Annotated in this window: 13 protein-coding genes and 1 tRNA gene; 8 read left to right on the top strand and 6 right to left on the bottom strand. The window is 74.8% G+C overall.

Annotated elements, in window-relative coordinates; all coding sequences use genetic code 11:
* Positions 1 to 224 precede the first annotated feature (224 nt).
* The 3 genes from AB0N29_RS11740 (at position 225) to AB0N29_RS11730 (ending at position 2,002) form a co-directional block, all read left to right on the top strand.
* A tRNA-Sec gene (locus AB0N29_RS11740) sits at positions 225 to 319 on the top strand.
* Positions 320 to 400: 81 nt separating this feature from the next.
* The gene (locus tag AB0N29_RS11735) at positions 401 to 1,030 is read left to right on the top strand and encodes an NADPH-dependent F420 reductase (protein ID WP_302269755.1); all 630 of its coding nucleotides are present in this window, start codon (positions 401 to 403) and stop codon (positions 1,028 to 1,030) included.
* A gap of 93 nt (positions 1,031 to 1,123) precedes the next feature.
* Positions 1,124 to 2,002 (top strand): Ig-like domain-containing protein, encoded by an 879-nt coding sequence (locus AB0N29_RS11730; protein WP_302269753.1) that lies wholly within the window; start codon positions 1,124 to 1,126, stop codon positions 2,000 to 2,002.
* Between the two features lie 86 nt (positions 2,003 to 2,088).
* Here the strand turns inward: AB0N29_RS11730 and AB0N29_RS11725 are convergent, their stop codons facing one another.
* Entirely contained in the window at positions 2,089 to 4,047 is a 1,959-nt protein-coding gene (locus AB0N29_RS11725; protein WP_364866826.1) for a hypothetical protein, read from the bottom strand.
* Between the two features lie 167 nt (positions 4,048 to 4,214).
* Here AB0N29_RS11725 and selA point away from each other — a divergent pair, with 167 nt between their 5' ends.
* Together selA and selB are read left to right on the top strand one after the other, a co-directional pair.
* A complete protein-coding gene (selA, locus tag AB0N29_RS11720; RefSeq protein WP_364866823.1) occupies positions 4,215 to 5,519 on the top strand; it encodes an L-seryl-tRNA(Sec) selenium transferase in 1,305 nt (434 codons plus the stop codon).
* A gap of 4 nt (positions 5,520 to 5,523) precedes the next feature.
* Positions 5,524 to 7,287 carry a selenocysteine-specific translation elongation factor gene (selB, locus tag AB0N29_RS11715; protein WP_364866821.1) on the top strand — a complete coding sequence of 588 codons (1,764 nt, stop codon included), beginning with the start codon at positions 5,524 to 5,526 and terminating at the stop codon, positions 7,285 to 7,287.
* 30 nt (positions 7,288 to 7,317) lie between these two features.
* On the opposite strand, the gene AB0N29_RS11710 is transcribed toward selB, so the two are convergent.
* The 4 genes from AB0N29_RS11710 to AB0N29_RS11695 form a co-directional block, all read right to left on the bottom strand.
* Positions 7,318 to 10,629 (bottom strand): DEAD/DEAH box helicase, encoded by a 3,312-nt coding sequence (locus tag AB0N29_RS11710; protein WP_364866819.1) that lies wholly within the window; start codon positions 10,627 to 10,629, stop codon positions 7,318 to 7,320.
* A 427-nt stretch (positions 10,630 to 11,056) separates the two neighbouring features.
* Positions 11,057 to 11,560: a nuclear transport factor 2 family protein gene (locus tag AB0N29_RS11705; RefSeq protein ID WP_364866816.1), complete on the bottom strand. Its 504-nt coding sequence runs from the start codon at positions 11,558 to 11,560 to the stop codon at positions 11,057 to 11,059.
* Complete coding sequence (locus AB0N29_RS11700; RefSeq protein ID WP_302269745.1) at positions 11,557 to 12,330, bottom strand: SDR family oxidoreductase; 774 nt, start codon at positions 12,328 to 12,330, stop codon at positions 11,557 to 11,559. Before AB0N29_RS11700 ends, AB0N29_RS11705 begins: the two co-directional genes overlap by 4 nt.
* Positions 12,331 to 12,443: 113 nt before the next feature.
* On the bottom strand, positions 12,444 to 13,004 hold the full coding sequence (locus AB0N29_RS11695) for an NlpC/P60 family protein (RefSeq protein ID WP_364866814.1): 561 nt from the start codon (positions 13,002 to 13,004) through the stop codon (positions 12,444 to 12,446).
* Positions 13,005 to 13,359: 355 nt separating this feature from the next.
* Between AB0N29_RS11695 and AB0N29_RS11690 the strand changes: the two genes are divergently transcribed.
* The 3 genes from AB0N29_RS11690 to AB0N29_RS11680 are packed head-to-tail and all read left to right on the top strand — an operon-like array spanning position 13,360 to position 15,608.
* Positions 13,360 to 14,172 (top strand): hypothetical protein, encoded by an 813-nt coding sequence (locus tag AB0N29_RS11690; protein WP_364866812.1) that lies wholly within the window; start codon positions 13,360 to 13,362, stop codon positions 14,170 to 14,172.
* A 46-nt stretch (positions 14,173 to 14,218) separates the two neighbouring features.
* Positions 14,219 to 14,878, top strand: coding sequence for an endonuclease (locus tag AB0N29_RS11685; protein WP_302269742.1), 660 nt, complete (start codon positions 14,219 to 14,221; stop codon positions 14,876 to 14,878).
* A 43-nt stretch (positions 14,879 to 14,921) separates the two neighbouring features.
* Complete coding sequence (locus AB0N29_RS11680) at positions 14,922 to 15,608, top strand: hypothetical protein (protein WP_302269741.1); 687 nt, start codon at positions 14,922 to 14,924, stop codon at positions 15,606 to 15,608.
* 25 nt (positions 15,609 to 15,633) lie between these two features.
* Here AB0N29_RS11680 and AB0N29_RS11675 read toward each other — a convergent pair whose 3' ends face one another.
* Positions 15,634 to 16,047 (bottom strand): VOC family protein, encoded by a 414-nt coding sequence (locus tag AB0N29_RS11675; RefSeq protein ID WP_364866809.1) that lies wholly within the window; start codon positions 16,045 to 16,047, stop codon positions 15,634 to 15,636.
* Between the last annotated feature and the right edge of the window lie 73 nt (positions 16,048 to 16,120).

The raw sequence follows: 16,120 nt of genomic DNA, 5'->3' as shown, positions 1-16,120 counted from the left end.
GATGTGCTCCTTCTCGACCGGCGTCATGCTCAGCCAGAACTGGCGGACCTGGCTGTAGTGGTCGTCGTACGACGCCGGGTTGGCGCGCACCTTGGCCCCGGCCCCCCGGGGATTCCGGCGCTTCTCGGGTGATGCAACCCCTGTGAAGTGCCGGTTTCCCCTGAGGGGTCCGCCCCGGGACCGCCAGCGCGACGGCCGGTGGGGCCTGCGCCTAGGATCGACCCGGAGGCGTTCCTCGTCTGGTGACGGGCGCGGTCCTCAAAACCGTAGTGGCCGAGCATCTCGGTCAGGCGGGTTCGATTCCCGTCCGCCTCCGCCAACAACCCTCCCCGGCACCCCCTCCCCCGCCGACGCAGCACCGGCCGGGAACAGATCCACCGCCACCGACGCTGGCCCTCCCATGACCACCATCGGACTCATCGGCAGCGGACTCATCGGCTCGGCGATCGCACGGCAGGCGGTCGCGCAGGGGCACGACGTCGTCCTCAGCAACTCCCGCGGACCGGAGACCCTCGGCGACCTCGTCGCCGAGCTGGGACCCCGGGCGCGGGCGGCGACGGCGCAGGAGGCGGCGGAGGCGGGCGACCTGGTCGTCGTCACGATCCCGTTCAAGGCCTACCGCGAGGTCCCGGTCGAGCCGCTCGCCGGCAAGGTCGTGATCGACACGAACAACTACTACTTCGAGCGCGACGGGCACGACGAGGCGATCGATGCCGGGGAGACCTCGCCGAGCGAGCGGCTCGCCGCGCACCTGCCCACCTCGAAGGTGGTCAAGGCCTTCAACGCCATCCAGGCCGCGCACATCGTCGACGCGGCACGTCCCGCCGGCGACCCGGCCCGGCGCGCCATCCCGATCGCCGGCGACGACGCCGAGGCCAAGCAGGTGGTCGCCGACCTCGTGGACAGCTTCGGGTTCGACGTGGTGGACGCCGGTCCGCTGGTCGAGGGGCGCCGCTTCGACCGCGACCGACCGGCGTACGGCGCCGAGGCGGGCGCCGAGGAGACGCGCGCCCTGCTGGCCCAGGCCTGAGGGAGTGGGCCCGCCAGGCATTTTGGCGGTCCGAGTGACGTGCTTCACGCTGGCCGTCTACGATCAGGACGCGCTACTGCGCAGTAGCCCCTGATGTTCCTGGGAGGGATCCACTTCATGCAGCTCAACCGCACCGCTCGTCGCCTCGCCGTCGCCGCCACCTCCGTCGCCGTCGCCGGCACCGCCCTCGTGGGCGCCACCGCCACCTCGGCGAACGCCGCGACCGTGACCAGCGACTACACCTGCAGCATCCCCGGTCTCTACACCGGGACGTTCCCGCTGACGGTGACCGGCGACCTGCCGGTCGACCAGTACTGGGCCGGCGCGACCGTCCCGGCCGGCCTGCTCAACGTCACCGCGACCGCCACCGTCCCGGCCGACGCCGCGGGCCTGCTCGCCGCCGCCGGCGTCGACGGCGCGGAGTCGCGCGACTTCGGCTTCAAGGTCGGCTCCGCGACCGCTCCGGTCCCGCTGGACGGCAAGTTCACGACGACCGGTGGCACGACCACCTGGAACGGCTCGGGCAAGAACGGCTCGTTCCTCACCCCGAAGCCGGGCGCCACGAACGTCGTGCTGCCGACCAAGTTCAACCTGACCACGAAGCAGGGCGAGACCGACTCCGCCACGCTGAACTGCGCGATCGCCTCGGGCGCCACGCCCGCGACGCTCGACTCGATCACCTTCCTCAAGCAGACCGACACCAAGGTCGTCGGCAAGAACGTGACCGTCAAGAAGGGCAAGAAGGCGACCGTCAAGGTCACCGTCAACGCCTCCGGCGGCGCGGTCACCGGCGGCAAGGTCGTCGCGACCAAGGGCAGCAAGAAGGTCGGCACCGCCACCGTGAAGAACGGCAAGGCCACGCTGAAGCTCGCCAAGCTCCCGGTCGGCAAGAACAAGATCACGCTCAAGTACGGCAGCAACCCGAGCGTCGAGTCCGCCAAGGGCAAGGTCACCGTCACCGTCAAGAAGTGACCCCCGCCCTCCGGGCACGCTCCACCAGCACGACGCACGAACGCCCGGCCGGGTCACCCGGCCGGGCGTTCGGCTTCCCGGAGGCCTCAGGCGCCGCCGCCGGAGGTGCTCTGGAACAGGAACATCGCCCGACCGCCCCACACCTGGCCGTCGCCGCGGGCCGGGCCCGAGACCGTCTGGGCGGTCCCCGCGACGAGCCGGCCCGAGGCACCGCCGCGCTGCCAACCGACCCGCACGAGGTTGCCGGCCGCGGTGGCGACGTACACCTGGGAGCCGGCGAGGAACATCCCCCTCGCCTGGGTCAGGTCGACGCCGGCCACGCCGGTGCTGGCGACGTACCGCTGCGCCCCGACGACGCCGCTCTCCGGGGTGAAGTAGCGGTAGTGGAGGCGGGGGTCGCCGGCGAGGGTGAAGTAGACGCGGTTGTCGTCGAGGAACATCCCGGTCATCGTCCGGACCTCGTCGTGCCAGGCCGCCAGCGCGACGATCCGGTCGGAGGTGTCGACCACCTGGGCGCTGCCGTACGTCGTGCCTGTGAACGCACGGCGGGTGAAGGACCCGTCGGCGTGGCCGAGGTAGAGCGCCCCGTTGACCATGAAGGCCCCGCGGACCGCCGACCAGTCGATGCCGCCGTCGGGCGGGTCCTGCACGGCCCCGGCCGTGGCGCCGTCGTACCGGCGCTTGAGGAGGCCGAGGGGCGCCGCGAGCGACCCACCGGTGTAGACGTCGTTCGGCAGGAGCGGCGTGCGGATGTCGGGCCGCGTGGCGCCGTCCTTGAGCAGCAGGGCGATCCGGCTCTTGAGCTGGCCGGCGAGGCGGGTGGTGTCGGAGGCGACCCAGAGCCCGCGGTCGTCGAAGGTGAAGTCGAAGACGCCGACGCCCTTGTCCCGCCCCGGGTTCCAGCTCAGCGGCAGGCCGTTGACCGGGTCGAGCGCGGCGATGCCCTCCCGGGCGACCGCCCCGGGGCCGGCACGGTCGGCGGCGAACGGGTTGTTCTGCCAGCGCTGGTGCCCGCCGACGTACACCGCGGCAGGGGTGACCTCGACGCCGTACGTCGTGTCGCCGCCGGTGTGGTTGATCCACGACGGCTTCACGTCGGTCGACGCCGTGAAGGTCTCGAACCGGGCGGTGGTGTCGCACGCCGCGGTCGACCCGCCGTACGCCCCGGTGGTCGAGACGACGAAGAAGGAGCCGTCGTCGGAGATGCTGACGTCGCGCATGTAGCTGTCGAAGGCCGACGAGCACGGCGTCAGGTAGAACCCGGTGCGGAACGGAGCGGGCTGGGCGCTCGTGCCCGACGTGTCGAGCACCAGCAGCTGGTGGTTCTGGACGCCCTGGAGGGTGTCGAAGTTCCCGATCGCGACGAGCCGCGAGCCGTCGGGCGTCGTGTCCATCTTCAGCACCTGGGTCACGCCGGTGCCGCGGTGGGTGCCGGCGATGCGCAGCCCCATGTACGGCGAGAACGCGCCGGTCGTGGGGTCGAGGGTCGCCAGCGCCGGCTGGGACCGGCCCGCCACGTGGGTGAAGGCACCCGCGACCCAGAGCCGCCCGCCGCGCAGCGCGAGGTCGCGGACGTTGCCGTTGATCGTGCCCGCGTTGAAGGTCGACACGACCGCCCCGTCGGACACGCGGACCTGGGCGACCCGCGAGCGGCTGACACCGCCGATCGTGGAGAACCCGCCGCCGACGTACACGCTCTGGCCGTCGGGGGCCGGCAGCAGCGAGGTGACGCTCGTCCCCGGGTTGGGGTTGAACGTCGTGCTGACCTTGCCGGTGTAGGCGTCGAGGGCGACCAGGCCGTTGCGGACGACCTCGACGCTGGTGCCCTCGTTGCGGACGCGGGTGAAGCTGCCGCCGAGGACGATGTGGGAGCCGACGCGGACGACGGCGAGGACCTTGCCGTCGAGCACGTGGGGGGTCGCGCCGGCGGGCGTGGTGCGCACGACCGTGCCGCCGGGGACGTCTGCTGTCGCGAGGTTCGAGGTGCCGAGGAGGCCGCACGACAGGGCGAGTGCGGCTGCGACGGCGAGGATTCGTCTGTTCACGAGGACCTGCCTTCGGTTCAGGGGAGGTCGTCAGCCTGCGCCTCCCGCACCGGTCGTCCCGGCGGTCGGCACCAGAAGTTCCCCCGACTTGGGGAGGCGGGCGACGGCCGGGGCCGGGCACGGCCTCACCCGGTCGGGTGTTCGGGCCGCTCGGGCATGCTGAGCAGGTGCACAGCGAGGACCCGCGACGACGTACGCCGCGCACCGACGTCGTCCTGGCCGACCCGCTGCTCGCCGAGGCGCGGGAGCGGCTGGGCGACACGATCGTCAAGCGGGTCGTCGCCGGGGCCCTGGAGCGGTGCCGCGCCGGCGAGGTCACGCCCGAGGACGTCGCGGCCGCCGCGCACGCGGCGCTGCCGGCGCACGCCACCGCCCTGCGGCGCGTCCTCAACGCCACCGGCGTCGTGGTGCACACCAACCTCGGCCGGGCGCCGCTCTCCGGCGCGGCCGTGGCCGCGCTGGCCGTCGCCGCGGGCGCCACCGACGTCGAGCTGGACCTCGCCACGGGGCGGCGTGGACGGCGCGGTCGCTCCGCGACGGCGGCGCTCGCCGCGGCGGTGCCGGACGCGGGCGGCGTGCACGTGGTCAACAACGGCGCCGCCGCGCTGGCCCTGGTGACGTGCGCGCTGGCGATGGACCGCGACGTCGTCATCGCCCGCGGCGAGCTGGTCGAGATCGGCGACGGGTTCCGGATCCCCGAGCTGCTGGAGTCGGTCGGCGCCCGGCTGCGGGAGGTCGGGACGACCAACCGGGTGCGGCTGGCCGACTACGAGGCGGCGGTCGACGACGACGTGGCCTTCGTGCTCAAGGTGCACCCGTCGAACTTCCTCGTCACCGGCTTCACCTCCTCCGTGGGCGTCCGGGAGCTGGCGACCCTGCACGTGCCGGTGGTCGTGGACATCGGCTCGGGGCTGCTCGCGCCGCACCCGCGGCTGCCGGACGAGCCCAGCGCGGCCACCGCGCTGCGGGAGGGCGCGGACCTGGTCACCGCCTCCGGCGACAAGCTGCTCGGCGGTCCGCAGGCCGGGCTGCTGCTGGGGCGGGCGGACTTGGTGGAGTCGCTGCGGCGGCACCCGTTCGCGCGGGCCCTGCGGGTCGACAAGCTGACCCTGGCGGCGCTCGAGGCGACGCTGACGGGACCGGTCCCGCCGGTCGCTGCCGCGCTGGCCTCCGACCCGGCCGCCCTGCGTGCGCGTGCGGCGGCGCTGGCCGCCGCGATCGGCGAGGTGCCCGGCGGCCGCGCGGAGGCGGTGGACTCGACGGCCGCCGTCGGCGGCGGCGGAGCGCCCGGGGTCGAGCTGCCCTCGGCCGCCGTCGCGCTGCCCGCCGCGCTGGCCGAGCCGCTGCGGCGCGACGCCACCCTGCCGGTCGTGGGGCGCGTCGAGCGCGGCCGGCTCCTGCTCGACCTCGTCGCGGTCGACCCGGCCGACGACGAGCAGCTCGCCGCCGCCGTACGCCGCGTGGCGGGCTGACGGCGTGCACGTCGTCGCCACGGCCGGTCACGTCGACCACGGCAAGTCCACCCTCGTCCACGCCCTGACCGGGATGGAGCCCGACCGGCTCGCCGAGGAGCGCTCGCGCGGGCTGTCCATCCAGCTCGGCTACGCCTGGACCGACCTCGGCGGGGAGGACGTCGCGTTCGTCGACGTCCCGGGCCACGAACGGTTCGTCACCACCATGCTGGCCGGCATCGGCCCGGTCCCCGCAGCGCTCCTGGTCGTCGCGGCCGACGACCCGTGGATGCCGCAGGCCGCCGAGCACCTCGCCGCCCTCGACGCCCTGGGCGTCGCGCACGGCGTCGTCGCCGTGACGCGCGCCGACCTGGCCGACCCCGCACCGATGGTCGAGCGTGCCCGCGCGGAGGTCGACCGCACGACGCTCGCCGGCGCACCCGTGGTGGCGGTCAGCGCGCGCACCGGCGCCGGGCTCGACGAGCTGCGGGGGCACCTCGCCACGCTCGTGCGGGCGCTCCCGGCTCCCGACCCGGCCGCCGACGTGCGGCTGTGGGTCGACCGGCGCTTCACCATCACCGGTGCCGGGACGGTGGTGACCGGCACCCTGCCGGCGGGGACGGTGCGTCGCGGCGACGTGCTCGACCTGTGGCCCGACGGGCCGAGCGGGCCGGTCCGCGTGCGGGGCGTCCAGTCCCTCGGCGCCGGGGTCGACGCGGCCGCGGGCGTGGCGCGCGTGGCGCTCAACCTCAGCGGGGACGGCCTGGACCGCATCGACCGCGACAGCGTGCTGGTGACCCCCGGTGCCTTCCACCCCTCGACGGTCGTCGACGTCCGGGTCGCGGGCGAGGGACGGATGCCGGAGCGGCCGGTGCTGCACGTGGGCGCCGCGTCGTTCGCGGTGCGGGCCCGTCCCCTGGCCGGGGACGACGGCGCGCTCGTGCGGCTCTCGCTGCCACGCGCGGTGCCGTTCCGGGTCGGTGACCGGGCGCTGCTCCGCGACCCGGGCTCGCGCCGGGTCTGGGGCGTGCGGGTGCTGGATCCCGAGCCGCCGCCGCTGGACCGCCGCGGCGCCGCGGCCGCCCGGGCCCGCGTGCTGGGCGAGGTCGCCCCCGCACCCGACCTGGCCGGCGAGCTGGAGCGGCGCGGGCTCGTGGCCGTCGGGCTGCTGGACCGCCTGGGCGTCCCCACCGCTCCCCTGCCCGCCGGCGCGGTCGAGGCCGACGGCACCCTGGTCTCGGCGGCGCGCGCGGCGGCGCTCGCCCGCGAGGTGGTCGAGCTGGTGCGCCGCCACGACGCCGCCCACCCGCTCGACCGGGGCGTCCCGGTGCCCGCCGTCGCCGAGCGGCTCGGGGTCCCCGCCGCCGTGGTCGCGGCGGTCGCACCGCTGGTGGCCGGCGGGCGGGTGGTCACCGGTGCCGCCGCTCCCGGCCTGCCGGCCGAGCTGGAGCGGGCGCTCGCCGACCTCGCCGCCGACCTCGCCGAGGACCCCTTCGCCGCACCGCCCGCCGACCGGCTGGCCGCGCTCGGCCTCGACGCGCGGCGTACCGCCGCCGCGGCGAAGGCCGGCCGCCTGCTCCGGCTCGCCCCGAACGTCGTGCTGCTCCCCGGCGCCGACGCCGCCGCCGTCGAGCGGCTGCGCGAGCTGCCCCAGCCGTTCACCACCAGCGAGGCACGACAGCGGCTGGGCACGTCGCGCCGGGTGGTGCTGCCCCTGCTCGAGCACCTGGACCGCACCGGCCGCACCCGCCGGCTGCCCGACGACCGGCGCGAGGTCGTCGACCGCTGACCCGCGACCGCCGGCCCGCCGGTCCGGGGCTCAGTCGCCGAGCAGGGCCCGGACGTCCTCGGCGGTGACCGCCCCGGACATGGCGCCGTCGCCGTCCACGACCTGCGCGAACAGCGCGGCCTTGCGCGACTTCAGCTCCATCACCTTCTCCTCGATGGTGTCGCTGGCGACCAGCCGGTAGACCGTCACCGGCTGGTGCTGGCCGATCCGGTGGGCCCGGTCGACGGCCTGCGCCTCGGTGGCGGGGTTCCACCACGGGTCGAGGACGAAGACGTACGTCGCCTCGGTGAGCGTGAGCCCGACACCGCCGGCCTTGAGGCTGATGAGGAACGCCGGCGCGCTGCCCTGCCGGAACTCCTCGATCACCGCGTCGCGGTCGCGGGTCCGGCCGTCGAGGTAGACGTGGCCGAGGCCCTCCGCGTCCAGGCGGCTGCGCACCCGGGCCAGGAAGCTCGTGAACTGGCTGAAGACCAGCGCCCGGTGGCCCTCGTCGGCGAGCTCGCGCAGGTGGTCGACGAGCAGGTCGATCTTGGCCGAGCCGACCGCGTCCAGCTCGGGGTCGACCAGCGCCGGGTCGAGGCTCAGCTGGCGCAGCTTGGTGAGCGAGCTGAAGATCGCCACCCGGTTGGCCGCGAAGTCCTCGGCGATCAGGCCCAGGATGTGCTGCCGCTCGCGCTGCAGGTGCGCGTCGTACACCTTGCGGTGCTTGGCGCCCAGGGCGACGTCGAGCACCTGCTCCTGCTTGGGCGGCAGGTCGGCCGCCACCAGCTCCTTGGTGCGGCGCAGCAGGAAGGGGCGGATGCGGGTGCGGAAGCGGCGCAGCGCGCCCTCGTCGCCCTGCTTCTCCACCGGGTTCGCGACCAGCTCGGCGAACTTGCGCGGCCACGGGTAGAGGCCGGGCGCGACGATGGAGAGCAGGGACCACAGCTCCATCAGCCGGTTCTCGAACGGGGTGCCGGTCAGGGCCAGCCGGAACGGCGCGTCGACGAGCCGGACCGCCTGGTAGGTCTTGCCCTGGTGGTTCTTGACCTGCTGCGCCTCGTCGAGGACCATGCCGCCCCACGGGAGCGCGGCGTACTCGGCCGACTCCAGGCGCAGCAGCGTGTACGTCGTGACGACGACGTCCGCGCCGGCGACCGTCTCGGCGAGGCTCGTCCCGCGGCGCCGCCGCCCCGAGGTGACCGCCCGGACGTCGAGCCCGGGCGTGTGCGTGGCCGCCTCGCGCACCCAGCCGGGGACGACGCTGGTGGGGGCGACGACGAGGAAGGGGCCGGCCCCGCGGGACCGGGCGTGGCTGATCAGGGCGAGGGTCTGCAGCGTCTTGCCCAGGCCCATGTCGTCGGCGAGGATCCCGCCGAGGCCGGCGTCGTGGAGGAAGGCCAGCCAGCGGAACCCCTCGAGCTGGTACTCCCGCAGCGTGCTCGCCATCCCCGGCGGGTCCACCTGGGGCAGGGTGGTCAGGCCGCGCAGCGCCTGGGCGGCCTCCACCCACTGGGCCGCCTGCCGGTCGACGACGCCGATCTCCGCGAGCTCGCCCCACAGGCCGAGGTCGCCCGCGCCGACCTCGATCCGGTCGCGGTCCTGGCGCTCGGCCAGCTCCTCGGCGGCGCGGACGGCCTCCGCGAGCCGGGTGAGCGCGGGGTGCGCGGCGGGCAGGTGCCGGCCGCTGGGGAGGAACACCAGGTCCTCGTCGTGGCGCAGCGTGTCGGTGAGCGCCTCGATCAGGTAGGAGAGCGGGACCTCCTCGCCGTCGACGTCGATGACGACCCGCAGGCTGAGCCAGTCGACCCGTCCCTCGCCGGCGCCCTTCTCGTCGAGCTCGAAGCGGATCTCCGGCTCCGCCTCGGCGGCGCGGTGGACGGGCTGGACGCCGACGTCCTCCACCTCGACGAGCGGGTCCTCCCGCAGGCGGGGAAGCACCTCGCCGACGAGGGTGAGCAGCCGGCTGCCGCGCACCTCGTGACGGCCGAGCAGCGTGCCGTCCTCGGCCCGCAGCAGCTCGTCGGCGGTCCCGCCGAGCTCCAGGCGGGCCAGGTGGGCACGCTCCAGCTCGGGACGGCGGACGGCGGCGGACGCGGACGGGTCCAGCGCGACCCGCCGTTCCTCCTCGCCGGTGCGGTAGCGCCAGTCCCAGGAGACCTCCGCGGTGCCGGGCCCCTTCCAGGCGATGGTGAGCACCAGCGCGGGCGGCTCCTCCTGGGGCAGCGGCACCGAGCCGTCGGTCGAGGCGACCGGCAGGTGCCGGCGCAGCCGCGGGAGGTGGGTCTCGACGAAGACCGAGCCCTGGGTCGCGGGGATCCGCAGCGGGTCAGGCGTCTCCAGCAGTCGCCGGACGGCCTCGGGGACCAACCGGTCGAGCGGGGCGAGCACGAGGTCGCCGGTCTTCTCGTCGAGCAGCCCGATGCCGTGCCCGCGGCGCCCGACGACGAGGAGCTCGTCCTTGCTCCACCAGCGGTCGGCGTGCCAGACGCCGACGGTCAGCTCGGCCGGCGAGGAGTCGTCACCCGCAGCGCCCTCGGAACGCAGCTCCGCCGTGAGTGACAGCGGCCGCCCGAGCAGGGTCACCGAGCCGATCTCGTCCCCGCCGACGAGCTGGACGCCGGTGGCGACGGCGCGCTCGAGCATCGCCCAGAGCCCCGGCCCGAAGTCGTCGAGCGGGGACTCGCCCGAGCCGTAGAAGTGCGGCGAGCGGCGGGCGGCCGCGAGCTCGAGCAGCGGGGCGAGCTGGTCGGGGTCGTAGGTGCGCGTGTAGGAGACCTTGGTCAGGTCGTCCCAGCCGACGCCGCGGCGTACCCATGTCCCCCGGGCCCCCTTGCCCAGCGGCCGCAGCCGCAGCGAGGGCCGGCGGGCCTGCACCTGCCACGACGGCGCCCTGCGGTGGGCCGATCCACCCTCCCCCGGCCGCTCGAGGGAGACCTCCAGGCCGAGGGGCTGGGTCGTGCCACCGGTCGTGCCGCCGTCGAGCTCGCTGAGCACGCGCTCGAGCCGATCGCTCCACGCCGGCCCGTCGTCGGGCCCGGCCGCACCGCCGTCGCGCTGGCGGCTCACGACGAGCGCGAGCGCGGCGCCGTGCTTGCAGCGGACCCCGACCGGGCAGGTGCAGTCGCTGTAGAGCTCCCACCGGTCGGCTCCGCGGACAGCGCACAGCTCCACCTCGTAGGGCTGCGGCTCCGTGCCCTGCACGACCGCCGAGAGCACGACCTCGTCGCTGTCGTCGGAGCGCACCACGACGTCCTCGACGCGGCCCTGCGCGACGTAGGACTGCGCCCGCGCCAGCGTCGCCGCGTCGAAGGAGCGGCCGACCATCTCCTCGTCCAGGTCGGGCAGGGGTGAGCTCGTCACGGGGCCCTCCTGCCTGGTGGTGGTCGCTCGGTCGGCGTCGGTGTGCATCACCGTTGCTCAACGCTTCGTAGGCGTCGATCATGCCGGGCGTCGCCGACAACCGGGCGACCGGGCGCAGGGACCTGTGGAGAAGGCACCGGGGCCGGACACACGTCGACCCGCCCTCCGGGGGGACCGAGGGCGGGCCGACGTCGTTCCGTGTCGGGGACCGGCACGTCCTCCCAGGGGACCGAGGACGGGCCGACCTCCGTGGTGGTCCGTCGACCAGCCCCCGCAGGGGACCGGGGCCGGGCGACGTTCCGGAAGGTTGTTCACCCTCCACCTGTCGCCTGGCGTCCGAGGTGTTACAGCGGGTTCGCGCCGGTCTGGACCAGCGTGCTGTCGCCGCCCGCGGAGATGGTCACGGACAAAAACGACCTCCGACCGGTCAGCGCCCGGGAGGCCTGCCGGGCCCGTAGACCCGGATGCCGGCGGGGTCGTCGAGGTTCTGCTTGAGCTCGAAGGTACGGCGGTAGCCGGTGTGCCGGATCCGCCAGCCGTCGGCGGTGCGCACGTAGGTGTCGGTGTAGAACGCGCCGCCCTCGAGGGCGAAGCGGTAGGCGTCGACGATGACCTTGTCCTGGAGGTACCAGGTGCCGGTGGCCCGGTCGGGGTCCTCGGGGTCGAGGTCGATCTCGGGGTGGTGGGCCTGGTGCAGGGTCAGCACGCCCTCGCCCATGTTGGTGCGCATGTAGTCCACGATCGAGTCGGGGTCGTCGAAGACCAGCCCGTTGTAGTCGGCGGTCGCGTCCTCGGCGAAGCAGGCGGCGAACCCGTCCCAGCTCTTGGTGTCCAGGCACCGCAGGTAGCGGTACTTCAGCCGCTCGATCGCTGCGGTGTCGCTCAGCGTGCTCATGTCCATCTGCTGCATCCGGTCCGTCCTGGTGGTCATCCGAAGAACGCCTGCCCGCCGTCGAGCGGCACGGTGGCGCCGGTGAGGTAGCGCAGGTCGGGCCCGACGAGGGCGACGACCGCGCGACCGATGTCCTGCTCGGGATCGCCGATGCGGCGCATCGGGATCGTGGCGATGAACTCCTGGGCCTCCTCCGGGTTGTTCTCGGTCCACCATTGCAGGCCGGGCGAGAGGGCGTGCGGGGCGATGGAGTTCACCCGGATCCCGTCGGGCGCCCACTCGACGGCGGCGGTGCGGGTCAGCGACCGCAGGGCCTGCTTCGCCGCGGCGTACGCGCCGTACGTCGTGGGGTCCCAGCGCACCATCGCGGAGGTGACCAGGTTGACGATCGAGCCGTCGCCGGTCGCCTTCAGGTGCGGGTGGGCGGCCCGCATCAACGCGAACGCCGCGAACGGGCCGGTCTCGAAGCCCTTGCGGAAGGCGCGGTCGCTCAACTCCAGCAGCGTCCTGCCCTGCGCGCCGGCGTAGGCGTTGTTGACCAGCACGTCGAGCCGCCCGAACCGGGCGGCGACGGCGTCGACGACCTCCGGCAGCCGCTCGTGGTCCCCCACGTCGCAGGCGAACGGCTCGGCCTCGACGCCGCGGTCGCGCACGAGCCGGCAGGTCTCCTCGAGCTTCTCGGGGGTCCGGCCGAGGACCGCGACCGAGACGCCCTCGGACGCCAGCGCGAGCGCGATGCCCTGCCCGACCCCCTGGCCGGCGCCGGTCACCAGCGCCACCCTGCCCTGCAGCGGTCGATCCGCACCCATGTGTCCTCCTGCCGTACGACGCACCTCGGGCCTCGGATCATCCGAGGCCCGAGGGGAGGGGTACGCCGCGGCGTCCCGGTGACCGGTACGCCGACCGGGAGGTCAGCCGGGGGTCAGCGGACCCGGCCGAAGAAGTGGCTGCGGGTCCAGATCTGCGCGCGGGTGACGTGCTTGCCCGTGCCGGGGGCGTGCCAGATGCGGTTGCCGCCCGCGTACACCGCGACGTGGTAGACACCGCCACCGTCGTGGAAGAACACCAGGTCGCCGGGACGGGCGGCGGCGCGGCTGATCCGGCGGGTGCGGCCGACCTGGGCGCCGGAGTTGTGCGGGAGCCGCTCGCCGGCGGCGACGCGGTAGACGAACTGGGTCAGGCCCGAGCAGTCGAAGCGGTTCGGCCCGGCGGCGCCGTACGCGTAGGCGTCGCCGTTCTGGCGGCGGACGGCGCGCAGGACCTTCTGGCCGCGGGTGAGGCGGTGCTTGCGGGTCTTCTTCCGTGCGGTCGGCTGCTGGTCGACCTTGTCGCCGGTGCTCGCGCTCGTGCTGGAGGCGGGGGCGGCGCTGGCGGTGGGTGAGAGGGGGCTGACGCCGACCGCGAGGCTCAGGGTGAGCGCGGCGGTCAGGGCGACGAACAGCAGACGGGCGCGCAGCAGCGCGCCGGTGAAGGCGTGGTTCACGGTCGTTCCTCGGCGATCGCCTGCGGAAGTGGTCCTGTCGGATTCGGGCGCCGTGCCCGGCCGAGCGCTGCTCGGCTTCACCCCAAGCCCGCTCCCCTGCGTGGTGCACCAGGGGGTGGGCGTCCTGCTCGGGTCTCCCGCGCCCGTCTCTGCTTCCTGTGTCGGTGAGACCTGGCGACGTGACGGGCCTCGGCGCGGTCCAGGTCGGTGCATGGGTCGCCGCCCCGGTCTGGACCGGCGGCAGCGCCGTCCACGGTCACACCCAAGACCGCTCTCACCTAGTCGCCGCGCCCGTGACGTCCCTCACCCGTCGCCGGTTCGGAGAGGCGCGGAGTCGTCGGTACCGTCGAAGGAGATGGCTGACGACGACACCACCCGCTCCGAACCCGCGCTCGACATCGACTGGCTCAAGACCATCGCCGGAGCGCTCGCTGCGATCACGACGGCGGTGCTGCTCTCGACCCTCGGCGCGGCCGGCACGCTCCTGGGCGCCGCGCTGGGCAGCGTCGCGGCGACCGTCGGCACGGCGATCTACAGCCAGGGGCTGGCCCGCTCCCGCGCGAAGCTCGCCGCAGTCCAGGAACAGGCCCTGAGCAAGGTCGGCGCCGCGCAGTCGGAGGTACGCCGCGCGAGCCGCCGCGACGACGCCTCCCGGCTGCCGCGCGCCGAGCAGCAGCTGGCCGAGGCCGCCGACATGCTCGACCAGGGCGAGGTGCCCGACGCGGCCGAGCCCGTCCCGTGGCGCGAGCGGCTGGCGTGGCTGCCGTGGAAGCGGATCGCCATCGCCGCCGCCGGGCTCTTCCTCGTCGTCGTCGTGGTCATCAGCGCGTTCGAGGCGCTCACCGGCCGCACCGTGTCCTCCTACACCGGCGGGTCCGACAAGGACGGCGGCACCTCCATCACCCGGATCACCGGTGGCGGGTCGTCCTCCGAGCAGGACGGCGGCGACCGCGACGGCGACCGGGACCCCGGCCAGTCGCCCCAGCAGGGCGACCCCTCCGACGGGGCGGAGCCGGACGACGGCACCGCGCCCACCGGCGAGCCGTCGGAGGAGGCGCCCACCCAGGAGCCGAGCGAGGAGCCGTCGGTCGAGCCCACCCCGCTGGCGCCGGCGCCCACGCCGTCGACCGTGCCGTCGGCGCCCGCGCCGACCGCCCCCATCGAGTGATCGCGACGGGCTGAGCGTCCGGGCCGCGACGGGGTACCGCCGCTGCATGGCCGGCTCTCACCGCGGACACGACCGCGACCACGACACCGTCGCCGCTCTCCTCGAGCGGCACGGCACGACGTACGCCGAGGACGCCGGCATCAGCCTCGACGACAAGCCGGCGGCGTTGTGGCAGCTGCTGGTGCTGAGCCTGCTGCTGTCGGCGCGGATCAGCTCCGACATCGCGGTGGCCGCCGCCCGCGAGCTGCTCGACGCCGGCTGCACCACACCCGACCGCACCCGGGACACCCCGCGTCGTACCCTCATCGCCGCCTTCGGCCGCAGCGGCTACCGGCGCTACGACGAGCGGACCTCCACCCAGCTCGGCGAGCTCGCCGACAAGGTCCTCGACGACTGGTCCGGGGACCTGCGCAAGCTCCACGAGAAGTGCGACGACGCGGCTGCGATCGAGCAGGCGCTGCAGGAGTTCAAGGGCATCGGCCCCGCCGGCGCGGCGATCTTCCTGCGCGAGGTGCAGGGCGTGTGGCCCGATGTCGCGCCGTACGTCGACGACCTGGCCGCCCGGGGCGCCGACCGCCTGGGGCTCCCCACCTCGCCCGACGGGCTCGCCGACCTGGTTCCCGCCCAGGACCTCCCCCGCCTGGTCGCCGCCTGCGTCCGTGCGGCCCGGGACAAGGACGTGGCCGAGGACGTGCGGGACGCCTGACGGTCGACCGGGCAGGCGCACCGGCCCCGGGTACCGACCGCTCGTGCTGCTCCTCCTCGTCTACGCCGTCGGCGCCTCCCTGCCGCTCACCGCCGGCGCCCTGGTGGGCGTCCGCTGGCGGGTCCCCCAGCCCCTGCTCGCCGCTGCGCTCGCCTTCGCCGCGGGCGCGCTGATCGCGTCCGTGGCCTTCGAGCTCTTCGAGCCCAGCTACCGCGACGGCGGACCGGTGCGTGCGGGGCTGCTCTTCGCGGCGGGGGCGCTGGTCTTCACCACGGCCGACTACTTCCTCGACCGGTACGTCAGCGGCACCGTCGCCGGCTGGGCGCTGCTCGCCGGGGTCACCCTCGACGGCATCCCGGAGAACGCCGCGCTCGGTGTCTCGCTCAGCGGCTCCGGCAGCGTCGCCCTGCTCGTCGCCGTCTTCGTCAGCAACTTCCCCGAGGCGCTGGCCGGTGCCCGGACGATGCAGGACCGCGGCCGCAGCGCGCGTTCGGTCGTGGCGCTGTGGGCCGGCGCTACCGTCCTGCTCGCCGCCGCGGTGGTGCTGGGCCGGCTCGTGTTCGCCGGTGCCTCGCCGGAGGCGCTCGCCTACCCGCTCGCGTTCGCCGCAGGCGCCGTCCTGGCCTCGGTCGTCGCGACGCTCGCGCCCGAGGCGTTCGGCAAGGGCGGCCCGCTCGTCGCCCTCGGCAGCGCCGCCGGGTTCCTCACCGGCTTCCTGCTCGGCGGGTGAGGTCGCCCGCCGCCACGCCCTCGGCTCAGCCCTCCTTGAGCTGGGCGATCCGGACGTGGTTGCCGAAGGGGTCGCGCAGCCCGAAGTCGATGCCGTAGGCCTGCTCGGTCGGCTCCTCGGTGAGGTCCACGCCGCGCGCCTGCAGCTCGGCGTACGTCGCGTGCGCGTCGTCGACGGCGAAGAACAGGTGGCCGCCGGCCGCGCCCTTGCTCACCATCTCGCGCGCCTGCTCGGCGGTCTCCTCGCCCATCGACGGCGGGCCGGGCCGCTCGAGGAGGATCTTGCGGTCCGGGTCGCCGGGCACGCGGATCGTCAGCCAGCGCATGAAGCCGAGGTCGACGTCGCTGTCGACCTCGAGGCCGAGCTTGCCAACGTAGAAGTCGAGCGCCTGGTCCTGGTCGAGGACGTAGATGCCGGAGATGTTCAGTCGTTTCATCATGCGGCCGAACCTAGGGCCCGCCGCCGACCGCGCGCTTCTCCGAAATCGCCCTCCTGGTCGGGCGCTGGCCGGC

It is taken from the genome of Nocardioides sp. NPDC092400, assembly GCF_040684155.1.
Taxonomy (GTDB): Bacteria; Actinomycetota; Actinomycetes; order Propionibacteriales; family Nocardioidaceae; genus Nocardioides.
Note: the sequence above shows the minus strand (reverse complement) of the source record. Positions and strands in the feature narration are given on the sequence as shown.